The organism is Microbacterium galbum (genome assembly GCF_032464915.1).
Taxonomy (GTDB): domain Bacteria; phylum Actinomycetota; class Actinomycetes; order Actinomycetales; family Microbacteriaceae; genus Microbacterium; species Microbacterium galbum.
Genome location: NZ_JAWDIS010000001.1, coordinates 1326107 through 1341614 on the forward strand (window position 1 = coordinate 1326107; position 15508 = coordinate 1341614).

At 71.0% G+C, this 15508-nt stretch carries 16 protein-coding genes; 6 read left to right on the forward strand and 10 right to left on the reverse strand.

What is annotated here, in order from left to right:
- Positions 1-27: 27 nt before the first annotated feature.
- The 6 genes from RWH45_RS06245 to RWH45_RS06270 all read right to left on the reverse strand — a co-directional run bounded on the left by RWH45_RS06245 (position 28) and on the right by RWH45_RS06270 (position 6119).
- A complete protein-coding gene (locus tag RWH45_RS06245) occupies positions 28-927 on the reverse strand; it encodes a carbohydrate ABC transporter permease (RefSeq protein ID WP_315994015.1) in 900 nt (299 codons plus the stop codon).
- Positions 927-1856: a carbohydrate ABC transporter permease gene (locus RWH45_RS06250; RefSeq protein ID WP_315994016.1), complete on the reverse strand. Its 930-nt coding sequence runs from the start codon at positions 1854-1856 to the stop codon at positions 927-929. Before RWH45_RS06250 ends, RWH45_RS06245 begins: the two co-directional genes overlap by 1 nt.
- 56 nt (positions 1857-1912) lie before the next feature.
- Positions 1913-3196, reverse strand: a complete 1284-nt coding sequence (locus tag RWH45_RS06255; RefSeq protein WP_315994017.1) for an ABC transporter substrate-binding protein — start codon at positions 3194-3196, stop codon at positions 1913-1915.
- A 182-nt stretch (positions 3197-3378) separates the two neighbouring features.
- Positions 3379-4548 (reverse strand): ROK family protein, encoded by a 1170-nt coding sequence (locus tag RWH45_RS06260; protein WP_315994018.1) that lies wholly within the window; start codon positions 4546-4548, stop codon positions 3379-3381.
- Between the two features lie 173 nt (positions 4549-4721).
- On the reverse strand, positions 4722-5729 hold the full coding sequence (locus RWH45_RS06265) for a glycerate kinase (RefSeq protein WP_315994019.1): 1008 nt from the start codon (positions 5727-5729) through the stop codon (positions 4722-4724).
- Between the two features lie 9 nt (positions 5730-5738).
- On the reverse strand, positions 5739-6119 hold the full coding sequence (locus RWH45_RS06270; protein ID WP_315994020.1) for a hypothetical protein: 381 nt from the start codon (positions 6117-6119) through the stop codon (positions 5739-5741).
- A 193-nt stretch (positions 6120-6312) separates the two neighbouring features.
- On the opposite strand from RWH45_RS06270, the gene purL reads away from it, so the two are divergent.
- The 3 genes from purL (at position 6313) to RWH45_RS06285 (ending at position 9406) form a co-directional block, all read left to right on the forward strand.
- Positions 6313-8715: a phosphoribosylformylglycinamidine synthase subunit PurL gene (gene purL, locus RWH45_RS06275; RefSeq protein WP_437127324.1), complete on the forward strand. Its 2403-nt coding sequence runs from the start codon at positions 6313-6315 to the stop codon at positions 8713-8715.
- Between the two features lie 96 nt (positions 8716-8811).
- Positions 8812-8946 carry a hypothetical protein gene (locus RWH45_RS06280; protein WP_315994022.1) on the forward strand — a complete coding sequence of 45 codons (135 nt, stop codon included), beginning with the start codon at positions 8812-8814 and terminating at the stop codon, positions 8944-8946.
- A gap of 19 nt (positions 8947-8965) precedes the next feature.
- Entirely contained in the window at positions 8966-9406 is a 441-nt protein-coding gene (locus tag RWH45_RS06285) for a hypothetical protein (protein ID WP_315994023.1), read from the forward strand.
- A 6-nt stretch (positions 9407-9412) separates the two neighbouring features.
- Here RWH45_RS06285 and RWH45_RS06290 read toward each other — a convergent pair whose 3' ends face one another.
- A complete protein-coding gene (locus tag RWH45_RS06290; RefSeq protein ID WP_315994024.1) occupies positions 9413-10108 on the reverse strand; it encodes a potassium channel family protein in 696 nt (231 codons plus the stop codon).
- Entirely contained in the window at positions 10101-11471 is a 1371-nt protein-coding gene (locus tag RWH45_RS06295) for a TrkH family potassium uptake protein (RefSeq protein WP_315994025.1), read from the reverse strand. Before RWH45_RS06295 ends, RWH45_RS06290 begins: the two co-directional genes overlap by 8 nt.
- Before the next feature lie 91 nt (positions 11472-11562).
- Here RWH45_RS06295 and RWH45_RS06300 point away from each other — a divergent pair, with 91 nt between their 5' ends.
- Together RWH45_RS06300 and RWH45_RS06305 are read left to right on the forward strand one after the other, a co-directional pair.
- The gene (locus RWH45_RS06300) at positions 11563-12552 is read left to right on the forward strand and encodes a hypothetical protein (protein WP_315994026.1); all 990 of its coding nucleotides are present in this window, start codon (positions 11563-11565) and stop codon (positions 12550-12552) included.
- A gap of 25 nt (positions 12553-12577) precedes the next feature.
- Positions 12578-13318, forward strand: coding sequence for a hypothetical protein (locus RWH45_RS06305; protein ID WP_315994027.1), 741 nt, complete (start codon positions 12578-12580; stop codon positions 13316-13318).
- A 62-nt stretch (positions 13319-13380) separates the two neighbouring features.
- On the opposite strand, the gene RWH45_RS06310 is transcribed toward RWH45_RS06305, so the two are convergent.
- On the reverse strand, positions 13381-13641 hold the full coding sequence (locus RWH45_RS06310; RefSeq protein WP_315994028.1) for a DUF3253 domain-containing protein: 261 nt from the start codon (positions 13639-13641) through the stop codon (positions 13381-13383).
- Between the two features lie 47 nt (positions 13642-13688).
- Between RWH45_RS06310 and RWH45_RS06315 the strand changes: the two genes are divergently transcribed.
- On the forward strand, positions 13689-14420 hold the full coding sequence (locus tag RWH45_RS06315) for a YqjF family protein (protein WP_315994029.1): 732 nt from the start codon (positions 13689-13691) through the stop codon (positions 14418-14420).
- A gap of 72 nt (positions 14421-14492) precedes the next feature.
- On the opposite strand, the gene RWH45_RS06320 is transcribed toward RWH45_RS06315, so the two are convergent.
- Positions 14493-15395, reverse strand: a complete 903-nt coding sequence (locus tag RWH45_RS06320; RefSeq protein ID WP_315994030.1) for a glycine betaine ABC transporter substrate-binding protein — start codon at positions 15393-15395, stop codon at positions 14493-14495.
- Positions 15396-15508: the final 113 nt, after the last annotated feature.

Consider the following 15508-nt stretch of genomic DNA (forward strand, 5'->3'; position numbering starts at 1 on the left):
GTGGGGAGGAGGCGCGAGCGGAGGACGTCAGCCCTTGAGGCTGCCGCTGACGAGGTCGAGTCGCCAGAAGCGCTGCAGGAAGATCATCAGGAGCAGGAGCGGCACGATGGCGAGCAGCGCACCGACGATTGCGAGCGAGTAGAGCGCGGGCGTCCCCGTGCCGCGATTGAGCAGCAGGTAGAGACCCGTGGTGAGGGGATAGAGCTGCTCGTTGCTGAGCATGATGAACGGCAGCAGGAAGTTGTTCCAGATGCCGACGAACTGCAGCATGAACACGGTGATCAGGCCGGGGACCATCACGGGCATCGCGATCGACAGGAATATGCGGAACTCGCTCGCCCCGTCGAGGCGAGCGGCCTCGACGGTCTCCTCCGGCACCGACGACTGCGCGTAGATGGTGGCGAGATAGATGCCGAACGGGTTGATGATGCTCGGCAGCAGCACGGCCCAGTACGTGTTCGCGAGGCCCAGCTCGGCCATGAGGAAGTACTGCGGGATCGCGAGGGTGATCTGCGGCAGCATGACGCCCGCGAGCAGCACGTTGAACACCACGGCGCGCCCCCGGAACCGGTAGCGGGCGAGCGCGTACCCGGCCGCCGCCGACACGAGGGTCGACAGGACGGCTCCGCCCCCGGCGTAGAGCAGGCTGTTGCCCGCCCACTTCCAGTACACGCCGCCGCCGTAGGTGGAGAGGTCGACGAGGTTCTGCCAGAACCCGGTCCCGGGCAGGAACGAGAAGGTGCTGAACAGCTCCCCGCGCGACTTCGTCGAGGCGGTGATCACCCAGACGATCGGGATGAGCGTGTAGATCGCGCCCATCAACAGCACGAGGGTGGGGATGACGCGGCCCCGGGTCACGGGGCGTGGGCGGCGCGCGGGCGGCCGCGGGGCGCGCGTCGTGGGGGCGTCGGCGGTGAGGGTGGCCATCAGTTCTCTCCGAAGGTGCGGCGCTGCAGGAGGCGGAGGAGCCCGAGCGAGACGACGAGGGTTCCCAGGGCCAGCACGACCGAGGCGGCTGCCGCTCCCGAGGTGTTGTCCAGGTTGAACGCGTCGCGGTAGATCTTCATCAGCGGGAAGAAGTTGAACGAGATCGAGTTCGACATCGACCGCAGCGTCGTGGGTTCGCCGTACGCCTGGAGCGTGGCGATGATCGAGAACAGGAACGTCAGCACGAGCGCGGGGGTGAGCAGGGGCACCTTGATCCGCCAGGCGATCTGCCATTCCGAGGCGCCGTCGATCTTGGCCGCCTCGTAGAGCTCGCTGGGGATGGACCGCAACGCGGTGTACATCACGATCATGTTGAAGCCGACGCCCGCCCACACGGCGATGTTCGACAGCGACAGGTAGAGCCACGAGCCGTTCAGGAAGTCGACCGACGGCAGCCCCACCGCCTGCAGCACGTAGGTCGCAGGGCTCGTGCGCGGAAGATAGAGGAAGCCCCACAGCAGAGCGCCGATCACCCCGGGCACGGCATACGGCAGGAAGATCGCGAGGCGCGAGAAGCGGGCCAGGCGCACCCCGGGCAGATCCAGCAGCAGCGCGAACGTCAGCGCGAGACCGAGGGTCAGCGGCACCGAGATGAGGGCGAAGATCCCGAGCCGACCCAGGGATGCCACGAGTTCGGGATCGGTGAGCGAGGCGACGTAGTTGTCGAGACCGACGAAGGTCTGCCGACGGATGCCGAAGGCGCCGCCGCTGGAGCGCAGCTGCATGACGCTGAGGTAGATGGCGTACCCGATGGGCACGATGAGGAACATCGTGAACAGCGCGAGCGCGGGCGCGAGGAACGCCCACGGGGCCACGCGGGGCCGGAGGGAGGTGCGCCGGGATGCCGCGCGCGAGACGGTGGTGGTCACAGGTCGTTCTCCTGGGTCGGCGGTGGGAGGGCGCGGGCCCTCCCACCGCGGGGCGATCACTGGACCGTGAATCCGGACTTCTCGAGGTCGGCGACCACGGCATCCTGAGCCGACTTCAAGACGGCGGTGTACGAGCCGCCGTTCTGCGTCGCGGCCTTCACCCCGTCGGACCACGAGTCGAAGGCCACCTGCACGTTCGGACCCCAGGTGAAGGGGGCACTGTTCTCGGCGATGTCGACGGCGAGGTCCCAGAAGTCCGCCTGGTCGCTCACCAGGTCGGGCACGGGCTGACCCGCGAGCTGCGACTGGCCCGCCGAGGAGGCCGGGAACAGTCCGATGTCGATGAGCCCCTTGGTGCCCTCGTCGCTCGCATTGAGCCACTGGAGGAACTCGACGGCCTCCTTCGGGTGCTCGGTGTTCTTGGTAACCATGACGGAGGAGCCGCCCATGAAGCCGGTGCCGGTCTCGCCGTCCCACGTGGGCATCTTCGCGGCGGCCCAGAGGCCCGCGGTGTCGGGCGCCACCGAGAACGCGGCGGCGGGTGCCCAGGCCCCCGCGGTCCAGCTGAGGATGCTGCCGTCGTTCATCTTCGTGCCCCACTCCGGGGTGAAGAAGTGCGTGGTGTCGACGAGACCCTGCTCGACCAGCGGCTGCCAGAAGTCCACGACGCGCTGCGTGGGGGCCTCGTCGATGCCGACCTTCCAGGCGTCGCCCTCGGTGGCCCACCACTCGGCGCCGAGGGGCTGCGCGTAGGCGGCCATCGTCGACGCATCGTCGGGGTAGCCCCCGAGCAGGGTGCCGGGGAGGGTGGTCTTCACCGTCTGCGCCAGTGCCGCGTACTCGTCCCAGGTGGACGGCGCGGTCCATCCGTTCTGGTCGAAGACGTCCTTGCGGTACATGAAGATCATGGGGCCGGTGTCCTGGGGCACGGCGTACACGCCGTCTCCGACGGTGACCAGGCTCAGCGCCCCCTCGGAGAAACCGTCGGTGAACGTGTCGGCGTACTCGCTGATGTCGAGAGCCACGTCGCTGACGACCATGTTGGGCAGCTTCTGGTACTCGGCCTGGGCGAGGTCGGGACCCTCGCCCGCGCGCTGTGCCGCGAGCAGCTTGGCGATCATGTCGTCGGCGCCCGCGGCCTCGACCACCTTCACCTGGATGTCGGGATTCTGCTCGTTCCAGACATCGATGACGTCGCCGATGCCGGGTGCCCACGCCCAGTACTCGAGGGTCACCGGACCCGAGGACTGCCCCGCATCGCCGGCGCAGCCGGCGGTGGTCAGGACGGCGGCACTCGCGACGGCGAGGGCCCCGACGCGGAAAAGACTGCTGCGCTTCACGAACTACTCCTTTGTAGGTGCGACCGGCTCCGGGCGAGGGTGCGGCCGATGCTCCCCGGGGCCGACCCCCGGGTGCTCGCGTCCTACCCTCGCCGCCCCGCTCGATTTTGTCAACCTATGAAACAAAAACGATCCGCGCGCACGCGAAGGAGGTCCCCGCGTCGGGGGCGGTGTGCGCCGGGTCAGACCGAGAGCAGCTCGCGGATCGCCGTCGCGGCGGCGCCGCGGGCGTACAGACCGAAGGCGAAAGGCGGTCGGTCGATGCGGACGCTCGTGCGCGGAACCTGCTCCAGGTGCGCGCTGAGGCCGTCGTCGAACGCGGCGGGGTCCAGGTCGAGCATGTCGAGGCCCTCGCCCATGAGCGAGATCAGCTCCGGGTCGAGGAGGTTCACCGTCTCGGCCACCGCCGCCCCCAGGGCGTAGGCCGCCGACGCGAACGCCGCGCGCTCGCGCCCGTCGGCGGCGCGCGCACGCTCGAGGGCGACGGCATAGTCGCCGGGCGCCACGCCGGCGTTCGCTTCGATGGCCGGCATGCTCACGAAGCTGTGCACGCAGTCGGGGTGCCCGTTCGTGCACGGACGCCCCGTCCGGGCGATCCGGGTGTGACCCACCCGGCCGCTGCGCCCGTGAGACCCCTGCACCAACTCGTCGTCGATCACGACGCCGCACCCGATGCCGGCGCCGACCCCGTAGACGACGACGGAGCGGTGGTCGACGCCGCTGCCGAACCAGTGGTGAGCGGCTGTCAACGCGTGCACGTCGTTCGCGATGGTGACGGGCATCCCGACCCGCTCGGCCAGCAGCCGCGCCAGCGGCACCGGGGCGCTCCACCCGAGCAGGGGCGAGCTCGCCACGAGGGGCTCCCCCTCCCGTCGCAGGACGTCGGCCGCGAGCCCGACGCCGAGCGCCGACATCGTCCCGTGCCGGGCTCCCAGCGCCCGGGTCGCGTCGACGATCGCGTCGACGACCTCACCCTCGGCCGGCGAGACGAGGGCGATCTCGAGTTCGTCGACGACGGTCGCAGCGAGGTCGGTGACCACCGCGTACACCCGCTCCGCGGTCACCTTCACCCCGACGAAGTGCGCCGCCTGCGGACGCAGGTGCAGCTCTTCGGCGGGGCGCCCGCGCGAGGCGCTGGCCAGCATGTCGCCCGGCAGGATCAGACCCGCATCGACCAACTCGCGCGCCACTCGCGTGAGGCTCGCACGCGAGAGCCCCAGGCGCTCCGCGATGCGGATGCGAGAGCGCGGCCCGTGCACCAGCAGGTCCAGCAGCACCCGCCGACCCGTCGCGCTCAGCGCCGACCACCGCAGGGGCGGGCCCGAGGCGATCTCGGCGGGGTGCGACGTCACGAGATGAGGCTACGCCCCACCGGCACTCGCAGACCCTCCTCCCGCGGTGCCGGCGGCGCGGCAACCGGCGAACGAGACCGTGGATGCCATCGCCCCGGCGCTCGCGCGGGCGCAGCCCCCACCGCACGGCGCCGTCGAGGTCGAGGCACAGGCGCACAGCCTCCCGCCCCTGATCAGGAGGGGATGACGGCGCTCCACCGCTCCAGCGCCGTCGCGGTCGCGATCCGGACGGCGGTGGCGGGTTCCTGACGCGCCCGCCGCTCGCCCACGGTCTCGACGAGCGAGATCGCGCGCAGGTCCGCCGCCCCCGCGTCGACGACCCCCGCGACCACGAGGGCGCGCACCCCGTGCGCCGCGGCGAGCGCGAGCACGTGCCCGGGGCCTTTCCCGGCCAGGGAGGTCTCATCGAAGGCCCCCTCGCCGGTGAGCACGAGGTCGGCGCCCGCGATCAGCGCGTCCAGCCCCAGCGCGTCGGAGACGTAGGCGGCCCCGTCGACCAGCTCCGCACCCGCCGCCGACAGCGCGCCCGAGAGCCCACCCGCGGCGCCCGTGCGGGGAACGCGACGCACGTCGCATCCGAAGCGAAGCGCCCACTCCGCGGCATCCGTCTCGAGCCGCTGCGTGAGGCGCCGCACCATGGCGGCATCCGCCCCCTTCTGCGGCGCGAAGACCCGCGCAGCGTCGTCGAACGCGACGGTCGTGTCGGTCAGCACGGCGACCCGCCCGGAAGCGAAGGGGACGCGATCACCGAGAGCCTCGAGCGCTCCGCGTCCGCCGTCGGTCATCGCCGAGCCGCCCATGCCGACGACGATGCGCGACGCGCCGCCGTCGAGTGCGAGGGCGACGAGCTCGCCCACGCCCCGGCTCGTGGCGGCCCACGGATCGTTGCCGCTCGCTCCCCCGGCGAGCACGAGCCCGGATGCAACGGCCGACTCGATGACGGCCCGATCGCCGTCGAGGCGCCACGGCGCACGCACCGGCGCCCCCCGGGGTCCGGTCACCACGTCCTCGCGGTTCGCGCCGCCGAGAGCGTCGAGCGTGCCGTCACCGCCGTCGGCGATGGGCACGCCCACCACCTCCGCGCTGCGTCGCCACGCGTGCACGGCCTCGGCCATGGCATCCGCCGCCGCCCGGGCACTCAGGGTGCCCTTGAACTTGTCGGGGGCGACGATCACGCGCATGCGGCCGCGTCAGACGTCGGCGCTGACGAGCACGCCCTGCCGCTGCAGGTCGGCTTGCACGCGGGAGACGACGTCCTGATACGCCGTGTGCAGCTTCCGCTGCTCCAGACCGTCGTCGCTGCCGCCGGCCGGCTGGAAGATCGGGCGGTGCAGGTCGACGCGGACGGTGCCGTCCAGGTCGGTGAAGCGCACGTCGAGCACCTCGCGCACGTCGGCGTCGTTCGCGCGCAGACCGAGGAACATGGTCGTGGCGACGCTGCCGTGGGTCGCCTTCCAGTGGTCGCGCCCCTCGGTCACGGTGAAGCCGGCCGCCTCGAGCGCGGTCCGCGTGGCCTGCTGGGCGGCGGCGAGGTCGCCCGAGACGACGAGGTGGAAGTTCAGGATGGCCATGGGCGTGCGCCTTTCGCTCGGGTGCGGCCAGCCTGTCGGTTCCGCCCTCCTCTGCACAACCTCGGTTCGCGCCGCTCGGTGCGGACGGCGGGTGTGCGAACCGTCGCGCGGCGAGGGCGGCGGAACGGATGCCGTCCTCGACCCCTCCTCCCCGCAGCCTCCCCACCCGGGGAGGTGAGATGACCGCCCGGGCATGTCGGCCCGCCCAACTAGACTGGCTCCCGTCCGGCCCCTGCGATTCTTGGAGCTCAGCCGCGTGACCACCCCGAACCCCGCCGCCCGTACCGCCCTCGCCGATACGGTCGAGAACGCGATCGCCACGCCCGAGAAGGACCAGCCCTACGGCGCTCTGGGCCTGAAGAGCGATGAGTACGCGAAGATCCGCGAAATCCTGGGCCGCCGCCCCACCAGCGGCGAGCTGGCGATGTACTCGGTCATGTGGAGCGAGCACTGCTCCTACAAGTCGAGCAAGATCTACCTCCGTCAGTTCGGCCAGAAGGTCAGCGACGAGATGAAGACCCGCCTCATGGTGGGCATGGGCCAGAACGCCGGCGTCGTCGATGTCGGCGAAGGCTGGGCGGTCACCTTCAAGGTCGAGTCGCACAACCACCCGAGCTACATCGAGCCCTTCCAGGGCGCCGCGACCGGCGTCGGCGGCATCGTCCGCGACATCATCTCGATGGGCGCCCGTCCCGTCGCGGTCATGGACCAGCTGCGCTTCGGCGCGATCGACCACCCCGACACCCCCCGCGTCGTGCACGGCGTCACCAGCGGCATCTCGTTCTACGGCAACTGCCTGGGCCTGCCCAACATCGGCGGCGAGACGGTCTTCGACGCCGTCTACCAGGGCAACCCGCTCGTCAACGCCCTCGCGGTCGGCGTCATGCGCCACGAAGACATCAAGCTCGCCAACGCCACGGGCGTGGGCAACAAGGTCGTGCTGTTCGGCGCGCGCACGGGCGGCGACGGCATCGGCGGCGCGAGCATCCTGGCATCCGACACCTTCGCCGACGGCGGACCCACGAAGCGCCCCGCGGTCCAGGTCGGCGACCCGTTCGCCGAGAAGGTGCTCATCGAGTGCTGCCTCGAGCTCTACAAAGACGATCTGGTCGAGGCCATCCAGGACCTCGGGGCCGCGGGCATCTCGTGCGCCACGAGCGAGCTGGCCGCCAACGGCGACAGCGGCATGAAGGTCGAGCTGTCGAAGGTGCTGCTGCGCGACCCGTCGCTCACGCCCGAAGAGATCCTCATGTCGGAGTCGCAGGAGCGCATGATGGCGATCGTCGCGCCCGAGAAGCTCGACGCGTTCCTCGCCGTCGTCGGCAAATGGGACGTCGAGACGAGCGTGCTCGGCGAGGTCACCGGCGACGGACGCCTCGTCATCGACTGGTACGGCGAGCGCATCGTCGACGTCGACCCCTCGACCGTCGCGGTCGACGGCCCCGTCTACGAGCGTCCCGTCGCCTACCCGACGTGGATCGACGCGCTGCAGGCCGACTCCGCCGCATCCCTCCCCCGGGCGACGGATGCCGACGCCCTCCGCGAGCAGTTCACCACGCTGGTGGCGAGCCCCAACCTCGCCGACACGTCGTGGATCACGAACCAGTACGACTACTACGTGCTGGGCAACACCGCGCTGAGCTTCCCCGACGACGCCGGCATGATCCGCGTCGACGAGGAGACCGGCCTCGGCTTCGCCATCGCGACCGACTGCAACGGCCGCTACAACCAGCTCGACCCCTACAACGGCGCGAAGCTCGCCCTCGCCGAGGCGTACCGCAACGTCGCCGTCACCGGTGCCGTGCCCACCGCGGTCACCGACTGCCTCAACTTCGGCAGCCCCGAGAACCCCGAGGTCATGTGGCAGTTCAGCCAGGCCGTCGAGGGTCTGAGCGACGGCTGCCTCGAGCTCGGCATCCCGGTCACGGGCGGCAACGTGTCGTTCTACAACCAGACCGGCGACCAGCCGATCCACCCGACCCCGGTGGTCGGCGTGCTCGGCATCATCGACGACGTCGCAGCCCGCATCCCGAGCGGATGGCAGGATGCCGGCGAGAACCTCTACCTGCTCGGTGTCACCGCCGACGAGCTCGACGGTTCGCAGTGGGCCGGCACCATCCACGACCACCTCGGCGGTCGCCCGCCGAAGGTCGACCTCGCGCAGGAGCGCAAGCTCGCCGAACTGCTGCAGGCCGCGGGTTCGCAGTCGCTCGTCTCGAGCGCTCACGACCTGTCGTCGGGCGGCCTCGCACAGGCCCTCGCCGAGGGCGTCATGCGCTTCGGCGTCGGCGCGCGCGTCTGGCTCACCGAGCTCATGGAGCGCGACGGACTGGATGCCACCGCCGCCCTGTTCAGCGAGTCGACCGGTCGCGTGCTGGTGAGCGTGCCGCGCGAGGAGGACGTGAAGTTCCGTGGGCTGTGCGACGGTCGCGGCTATCCGGTGCTGCGCATCGGCGTCACCGACATCGAGCCGGGCACCGAGGCATCCCTCGAGATCCAGGACGTGTTCACCGTCCCCCTCGCGGAACTGCGTCGCCTGTCGACCGAGACCCTTCCCGCGGTCTTCGGACCCACCGTCGCGGAGCCGGTGGCGTGAGCCGATCGCCGCGCGGGATTCGCACCCGCGCGGCATCGGCCGCCCGCTCGACGCCGCCGACACACGGAACGGACCCCAGCCGAGAGGAGATGCGCGATGACCGACGACGACGACATGACCGTCTTCAGTGACAAGCGTCAGAAGCGCGTGAAGATCACCGCCTGGATCGTGATCGGTGCGCTCATCCTCACCGGCGGGGGCGCGACGGTGATCTCGCTCATTCTGGGCTGACGACGCGAGGCCGTTCCGCATGTCCCTGATCGACCCGACTCCTGAGACCGTCGCCACGCTCGACGCCCTCTCCGATGCGGCGCGTGCCCAGCCCACCAGCTTCGCAGCGATGGATGCCCTCTGGCGCGCCGTCTACGCGCTGCCGCACTGGTCGTTCATCGCGCGCGGACCCGACGACGCCCCGTCGCCGTTCATCGGTCAGCTCGCGAACGGGCCGATGGTCTTCGCCTTCACCACGCGACAGCGCGCGCACGACGGAGCCCTCGCGAACGGACTCGACGAAGAGGCCGCCTCACGCGTGCTGAGCGTTCCGCTCCCCGGGGCGGTCGAGTGGCTCGCCGGGTTCGCGCAGCAGGGCGTCGTAGGCGTCGTGTTCGACATGCCCGCGCAGGGCTACACAGCCCCGCTGCAGAACTTCCTGCCGATGCAGGCGCACATCGCGAGCGCTCCTCCGGCCTGACGCGGGTCACGCCAGGGAGGCGAATCGCTCCGTCTTGTCTACCGGACCGATCACGATCAGCAGATCGCCCTCTCCGACGATGGATGCCGCGCCCGCAGCGTGCCACTGCCCGTCGGCCTGCCGGATCTTGACGATCGTCACACCGTGGCGCCGGCGCACGGCCGCCTGCTCGAGGGTCTGACCGACGAGCTCGCGCGGGGCCACGGTCTTCGCGACGACGAGGTCGCGGTCGAATTCGACGTAATCGAGCATCGACCCCCGCACGAGGTGCGCGACGCGGCGGCCCATGTCGGCCTCGGGGTAGACGACGTGCTCGATTCCGAGCTGCTCGAGGATGAGCCCGTGCTGCTCGTTGATCGCCTTCGCCCAGATCGAGCGGGTGCCCATGCGCTTCAACAGCGAGGTCGTCAGGATGCTCGCTTGGATGTCCGATCCGATCCCGACGACGACGCGGTCGAACTCGGCGATCCCGAGCTGCTCCAGGGCCGCCTGCTTCGTCGAGTCGGCCCGCACGACGTGCGTGAGCACGCCGTTGAGCGACTGGACGATGTCTTCGTCGGTGTCGACGCCGAGCACCTCGCTGCCGCTGCGCGCGAGTTCGGTGGCGAGCGCCCCACCGAAGCGCCCGAGACCGATCACCGCGATCGACGTCGCCGCGTTCCCGCGCATCCGGCGCCGGCTGAAGAACGTGTTGCTATCCAATGATCGGACGCTCCTTCGGGAGTTCGTACATGCGCTTCTCCCGCGTCAGCGCCAGGGCGGCGCCGAGCAGGACGGGACCGAGTCGTCCGATGAACATCAGCACGATGAGGATCAGCTGGGCCAGCGTCGGCAGATCCGCCGTGATGCCGGTCGAGAGGCCGACGGTGGCGAACGCCGAGATGACCTCGAAGAAGACCCGGTCGAAGCCGAACGGGCTCAGCACCATGATCGCCAGGGTCGATCCGACCACGAGAGCGACCGAGAGCAGTGCGACCGTGAGCGCCTCGCGGTGAGTCGATCGGGGAAGACGTTTGCCGAACATGTTGACCGCGGTGTCGCCACGCAGTTCAGCCAGCACGATGAACAGCAGCACCGCGAACGTCGTGATCTTCACACCCCCGGCCGTACCGGCGGGGCCGCCGCCGATGAACATGAGGATGTCGGTGACGAACCAGCTCTCGGGGAACATCTGCGACACGTCGATCGAGTTGAAGCCGGCGGTGCGCGGCATCACCGACATCGTGAACCCGGCGAGCAGACGGCCGGCAGGATCCATCGCCCCCAGGGTCGCCGGATTCGACCATTCCAACGCCGTGAGGACGACCGCCCCCGCGACCAGCAGCACGGCGCTTCCGACGAGCACGGTGACGGTGTTGAGCGTCCATCGCCGGGGGAAGCGGTACTGACGCCAGAGCTCCATGATGACCGGGAAACCAAGGCCGCCGAGGATGATGGCCGCGCAGATCGGCAGGCAGATCAGCGGGTCGGTCGCGAACGACATGAGACTGTCGCTGAAGAGCGCGAAGCCCGCGTTGTTGAACGACGACACCGCGTGGAACACGCCCAGCCAGAGGGAGTGCCCGAAGGACTCGCCGTAGCCGAGCCAGAAGCGTCCGGTGAGCACCAGCGCCACCACGGCCTCGGTGATCAGGGCGATCAGGGCCACCCCGAGGAGCACGCGGCGAACATCGCCGACCGCGACGGTGTGCGTCTCGCTCACGGCCGTGAGGCGGGTGCGCAGCCCGAGTCGTCGCGCGACGAGCAGACCGAGCAGCGTCGCGAGCGACATGACGCCGAATCCGCCGATCTGTATGAGCACCATGATCACGACCTGGCCGAACGGCGACCAGAAGGTCGGGGTGTCGACGATGATGTGCCCCGTCACGCACACGGCACTCGTCGCGGTGAAGAGTGCCTCCATGAAGGTGGCCGGCCGCCCCTGAGTCGCGGTGGGCAGCGAGAGCAGCGCCGTGCCGATGGCGAGGACTCCCCCGAACGCGAGGGCGATGGCCCGGCCGGGTGTGAGGGAGACGCGCCTCCGGGCTGACCCTGCGAAGAGGGCCGCGCGCGTTCGCCGAGTCACCGGCCTACGATCTCACATCCCGCGGCTCACCCCGTGCGCATTCCGGCCCACCGCCCAGCCCGCTGTCGGGAGCCCGGCATAGCATGGGCGTGTGGAACCGCTGTTGGTCTTTCTGGCCGAGTGGTGGTGGATCGGCCCCGCGGCGGCCGGTGCGGGCACCGTCGGCTGGATCGGCGTGCGTCGATCCCGACACCGCGCGCTGCCGGCCGGAGCGACCACCACCGGCGATCGCGCCGCTCGCGCGTGGGCGTCACGCCCCCTGGGCAAGGCGGCGGCGCGGCGCCTCGAACTCGACGCGGCTCTGCTCGATCTGCAGACCGCGCGGCACGCCGTCACCCGCGGACGCGCCGACGTCAAGGTCGCCGACGCCGAGGTGGTGCGCGCTCAGGCCGAGCGGGCGGCATCCCGTGTCCCGTCCGACGTCGTCTCCGCCGCACGCGGACGCCTCACCGACGCGCAACGCGACCTGCGCGCCGCGCTGGCCGAGGTGCGCGCCCGCCGCGCCGGGGTGAGGGCCGCGAAAGCGATGCTCCCCGCGATCCGCGCGGGCAGTGCCCCTCTGCCGGTGGCGCGCCTGCTCTCGGAGCACGACGCGATCCTGGCGCGCTGGATGGCCTACGAGACGGACCCCGGTCTCGCGATCGACTACCCGCAGATGAGCGACTCGCGCTCCCCGCTCCTCGCGGACTTCCTGCGCGCGCACGAGAGGGCGCAGTGGCTGCGGCCCGCGTCGGTGCAGACGCGCCTGGAGCCCGCCGACTACCTCGCCTACCGCGATGCCGTGCGCCGCACCGCGCACGCGTTCGACCGCGCCGAGCGCGCAGCCCGCCAGGGTGCGGACCAGCCCGGCGTCGAGGGCCCCGATGCGTGGAGCCGCGTGGCATCCGATCTGGCCGAGACCGCCCAGCGCGCCCTCGCCCGGTCCATGGAGTCGATGGGCCGCGCCGCCGCCCGCAGCTGGGAGGAGCGCGGCGCCCGACGCGCTCAGAAGCGGACCCCGGATGCCGCGGGCCCCCGGCCGCAGAACGGTCCGGTCTGGCCGCCTCCCGCACGCGATCGGCCGCGACCTCCGGCATCCTGATGACGGCGAAGCCGGGCGGCGTAGCATGGCGCAGGTGCAGGACTTCTGGAACTTCGCCGGCCACTACTGGTGGCTCGTCTTCCCCCTCTTCGGAATGACGATGGGGGCGGTCAACGCGAGGGTGAAGCACCGCGAGGTCACCGCCCGCCGCCGCCACAAAGAGCAGCTGGAGCTGCTGCGGGCGAAGGGTCTGGCCGCGGGGGGCGAGCCTCCTGCCGCGCTCGCCCCGGCGACCGACGACGCCCGCGCCCGTCTCACGTCCGCGCACGACGCAGTCACCCATCGCTGGCTCGAATACGAGCTCGATGCCACCAAACTCATCTCCTACCCCGCGATGAGCGATGGCCGACAGCCGCTGACGGCGGCGTTCCTGCGCGCGAAGAAGGTCGCCGACAATCTGCGACCGGCCGCCGACGAGACGCTCTCGCCCGAGCGCCTGCGCGAATACCGCGAGGCCGTCACCGACTACGAGGTCGCGTTCGACGTCGCCGAGCGCGAGGCGCGCCGCGTCAAGGATGCGGCGTTCACCGCCGACGAACGCAAGCGCCTCGACACGGCCAAGCAGCTGCTCACCGTCGCGACCGATCAGGCGGCGACGTCGAACGAGCGTCAGCTCGCGTACAAGCGCGTGCGCGAGGAGCTCGACGGCCTCATCTGGCTGAGCGACGAGGCGGTCGACGGGCTCGAAAAGAAGGTCGCGCTCGAGCTCCCCCGCGGCTCCACGCAGCCGCGTCCCTCGACGACCCCTCCCGAGCCCGCGGTCTGAGGCGCGCTCCGCCGCATCGCGCGGCCCGCGCCGAACCCCGCGGATTCCGCGGCGCCTTCTCGTCAGCCTGTGCGACGAATGCGCACGGGACCCCGCGCGGTGGTCACATCGACGACCTCGCCCTTCTGCGTGACCTCGACCTCGCCCAGGTCGACCAACTCTCGCGCGGCGTCGCGCGCCGGCTGCATGAGGTCGCGCCACTTCTCGCCGCCGACCGCGCGGGCGGCCTCAGACGGACAGATCGTCTTGCCGGCATCCCTCGCCGCGAGGAGTTCGCGAATGGATGCCACGAGCCGAGGATCCGCACCAGACGACGGGGTCATCTGTCCAGTCTCCCTCCGCTGCGGGGAGTCGGGGCCAGAATGACCCGGTGATCACCGAGCGCCACGCCCCCGACCTCCCCGGTCGCGCCGTCATCGCCCAGCGGTGGAACCGCGCGGTCTTCGTGCACTGGCGGATCGACCCGGGGGAGGTCGCGCCGCTCCTGCCGCCCGGAACCCGTCCCGACATGCACGACGGGTCGGCCTGGGTGGGGCTCGTGCCGTTCGTGCTGAGCGAGTTCCGCTTCCTGCCCCTGCCCCCGGTGCCCTTCGTGGGCACCTTCACCGAGATCAACGTCCGCACCTACGCCGTCGACGACGCCGGGCGTCGCGGCGTGGTCTTCCGCACGCTCGAGGCGGAGCATCTCGCGCCGGTCCTCGCGGCTCGGGCCCTCTTCGGCCTGCCTTACCGCTGGGCGCGCGCCGGCGTGCGCACCGAGGGCGAGCGCATCGAGTACCGCTCGCGACGCCACGGGGGCCGGCAGCCGGGCACGCGGATCCGGGCCCGGCTGGGCACGGAGACGGTCGACGACGACCTCTCGCGCTTCCTGACCGCGCGCTGGGGCTTCCACGAGCGCCACCTGGGCCGCACGATCTGGGCCGCGAACAGCCACGAGCCGTGGCCCCTCGTCACCGCCGAGCTCGAGGCGATCGACGACGAGCTCGTGGCGGATGCCGGTTTCCCGCAGCTGGCGGGACGCGCCCCCGACTCGGTGCTCGCGATGCCCGCCGGCCACCCCGGCTTCATCACGCGCTTCACCGCGGCCCGCGCCATCGCCTGACGGCGCCACGGCCCGGAACGCCGGACGGCCCCCTTCACCCGAGAGCGAAGGGGGCCGTCACTGCGCGCGGGGTCAGTCGCGCTGCGTCGAGAACGCGTCGGGGTTCTGCTCGAGCCACGCGTCGATCGCGTCGGCTTCCTTGCCCTCGCCGTACTCGTTGACGACGAGGTCTTCCAGCGAGCCGTACTGCGCGTCGTCGAGCTGGATGCCGGCGATGAGCTCAGCGGCATCCGGGTAGGTCGAGGCGAAGCCGCTGGTGCCGAGGAAGTGCAGCGCCTCGGGGTCGCCCATCAGGCCCTGGGGGTCTTCGAGGTCCTTCACGTCGTAGGCGTCGTTCGCCCAGAAGGGGCGCCACAGCGTGACGGCGATGTCCTTCTGCGCGGCGATGGCGTTGTCGAGCTCGGTGAGCATCGCCGCGGTCGACGAGGTCACGAGCTCGAGGCCGTCGAGGCCGTACCCGGGCATGGCGACTTCCTGCGTCTGCTTGGTCAGACCCGCGCCGGGCTCGATGCCGTAGATCTTGCCGTCGAAACGCGCGGCGTTCGCCTGGAGCTGGTCGATCGAGTCGATGTCGACGTAGCTCGGCACCGCGATCGTGAGCTTGGCGTCGTCGTAGTAGGCGCCCAGGTCTTCGATCGAGTCGCCGTACGTCTTCATGTAGTCGGCGTGCGTGAGCTCGGGCCAGGCCGAGGGGTAGATGTCGACGTCGCCCTGGGCGAGGCCGGCGTAGAGCGGTCCCGCCTCGGTGAGCGTCTGCATCTCGACGGTGTAGCCGAGCTTGCCGAGCTGGTCCTCGAGCAGGTACGCCGTGCTCAGGCCGTCGGTCCACGAGGGGAGGAAGCCGAGCGTGATGGTGCCCTTGTCGCCACCGTCGCCCGAGCCGCCTTCGGCCTGGTTGCCGCTCGCGCAGCCGGCGAGCGCGAGCGCCGCCACGCTGCCGAGGGCGAGGGTTGCGGTGAGGTGTCGTGTCTTCATTGCTGTGTTCTCTTCCTTTTCGTATGTGATTTCCGTGGGCCCCCCGCGCGAGTTGCCAGGATTCGCCGCTTCAGCACGTGCCGAGGCGACAGATGTTGGCGACTCACGCGAAG